Genomic DNA, 2,481 nt, shown 5'->3' on the forward strand with positions numbered 1-2,481 from the left:
ATGCTGGATATACTTTGCCTTTTTTGCAATTTCGGCTTTTGCTATGTGCAAGCCAGTTGCAAGGTCATCTGTATAATATGGTTTTGCTGGTAATGTGCTTGTAAAAAGTTGTAGTTGTGTCATACTGTTTATGTCCCTCCCCCCTCTGTGTCTTCCTGTCGCCAAACTATCGGACACAGAGGGGAATCTTTTAAGTTATATTTTCCATCTTACCCTATTTTCGAGGGTCTTGCCGGTTTTCGTTTCCGCCATCTCGAACATACTGTCAAGTAGTTCAGCCTGTTCCTTCGAAATGTTCAACTTACTTAATTCTTCGGTTGTTTTTTCAATCCTGTTTTTTTGCCTATTCTCATTGCCTATATCACCTGACCCTATTGAGAATATCCACTTAACAATCTGATTGTTAAGCATTGCCGATAATCTGCCATATTCTTTTGTCTTGGCAATATCGTTGTCGAATGCTTTTGATTTTAGCCCAATTTCTTTTAATGCTTTTTCAGAGTCCTTTTGTTGCAATTGCCACTTCGCTAAATGAGGACCCACATTCGTCTGCAAAGGCTCATATGCAGACACGTCCAAGCCACAGCGCGCAAGGCTTGCAGCGTTGAAAGCTTTCTTGGCTACGCCTATCGTTCCCTTTTGATCCAAAGCCTTCAACGTCTTGCCCTGGACGACTCTGGACACCACTAAATTCAGATGTGGATTGTCTTGGTCGTGGACATTAGCGAACACTCGACCTTTGAAGTCATTAATATCAATATCTAACTTCTTGGCGAGTTCTTTTAGGATATCGCTTGTTATAGATTTCCATTCGCCCGGTGTTGGTTTAACCACACTTGGAGGAAGACTGAAAACAAAACTTTGCGCATAACTTTGAACTGGTCGCCCTCCCTTCTTTTGGGAGTTCTCCAAGTCCAAACTTACGGCTTCATTAGAACAAGTTCTAATGAAATTCTCGATATTACCGTATACCGGTATTATGCTCTCGGTATTCTTGTGATTAGCATGTTCCATGTTAACTAAATACTTGCCGTATTTAATTAACCCTCCATGCTTATCTTTTATGCGCTCGCTTCTTACGAACCAGTTCTTGATTGTCATATTCGATTTTAATTGTTATATAATATATATACCATTTAAAATCGAAATATCAATCAAACATCACTATTTCGTTTTAATTCTAGATAGGAGAACCCTGCGGGTTCACGCCTTGTGCTTCGCACTGGCTTCCTCTCTGCGGTCAGGTCTGCGCCCCGACACCCGCCAAAATCAAAAGCCCAGCCCCTCAAAAAGCCTGACCAGAGGTCAGCCATTTTGACCGGCTTCGACGTGGGAAAATTGTAAAAGCCTATATCAGATAATAGCCCTGCATAGGGCATTCCCTTACACGGTTATGAGGCGATGGCTTACACAGATAACCCGAGACCAAGCCAACTCGTTGGCGCAGCATGTCGAGGGTTGGAGGCACGTTTTAGGGGATATTCGAAAAGGGGAATCCCCTTTCGTTTCGGGGCTTTGCAGGAAAAAGTCTAAATAGCCTATATCAGATAATAGCCCGTAGGGCGCCTTGGATTCTGGGCAGGGTTTCCCCCTCTCACCCCTCCATCCTGTTTTTCCAATTAAAAATCGTTGCTCTGCTGGCACCAGTGATTGCCATAACTTCTTCTACGGTTCGACCCTGTGCGATTAGCTCAATGCCTTGCTCCCTGCGGGTCTTACCCTTTGCTTGCCCACCCAAACGACCACGGCGTGCCTGTATCTCGCTGGTGTGAGTCTTTGCCACGAAATATTCGAAATCGCTTTCTGTGATCCTTTTGTGTGTCCACTTCGCCACACTGGTAGCCGTCGCCTTCACTTCACTGAACGGAAGAGGGTTTGAGAAATTTAGATTTATCATCTGCGCACGGGTTACGCAGGCATCGAGCCACTGGCGATAGGCGGGCCAGCCTTGGCGGATTGCTCGATACGACCAGTTACGCAGTTCCTCGAAAAGGGTGCAATTTCTACCCAATCCATAGTCAGCAACGACCTTTTTCCGCTGTGCTGGGGTTTTTAGGTCGAGGTAGTCAGCCAGTTCGCCCAATTCGTATGCTTCGTGATGCCACTGCGTTACCTGCCAATGGTGATGCAGGGGATTCTTCACAATAAGCCCTGAATAGCCTCTATCAGCGTCCAGAAGCTCGCACAGGGCGTTTTCTACGGCAGCGGCATACAGGAGTGGGGCTTTTCTGCCATCGGGCGCTGTGCGAACTGGTGTTTGGAGCGCATAGAGGGCGTGAGCGTGTGCGTTTGATCTGTTCATCACGGTCAGATTAGGAGCCGGTGCGCCTCGATCTGACCAGTCCATTGCTGCACCTGGACGGTCGATGTCGAACGCAAGCCATAACATATGGGTTGGTCCGTTATGCTGGATATACTTTGCCTTTTTTGCAATTTCGGCTTTTGCTATGTGCAAGCCAGTTGCAAGGTCATCTGTATAAT

General features: G+C 46.4%; 2 protein-coding genes. Both read right to left on the reverse strand.

Features of this window, described 5'->3' with window-relative positions; genetic code table 11:
* Nucleotides 1-195: 195 nt before the first annotated feature.
* Nucleotides 196-1,101 (reverse strand): hypothetical protein, encoded by a 906-nt coding sequence (locus GHN92_RS23455; protein WP_153381327.1) that lies wholly within the window; start codon nucleotides 1,099-1,101, stop codon nucleotides 196-198.
* Nucleotides 1,102-1,594: 493 nt separating this feature from the next.
* On the reverse strand, nucleotides 1,595-2,481 hold an 887-nt coding region (locus tag GHN92_RS23460; RefSeq protein WP_153381329.1), incomplete at its 5' end, for a replication initiation protein.

Origin of the sequence: Pseudomonas sp. FSL R10-2964 (assembly GCF_009600035.1) — a bacterium.
GTDB lineage: Bacteria > Pseudomonadota > Gammaproteobacteria > Pseudomonadales > Pseudomonadaceae > Aquipseudomonas > Aquipseudomonas bubulae.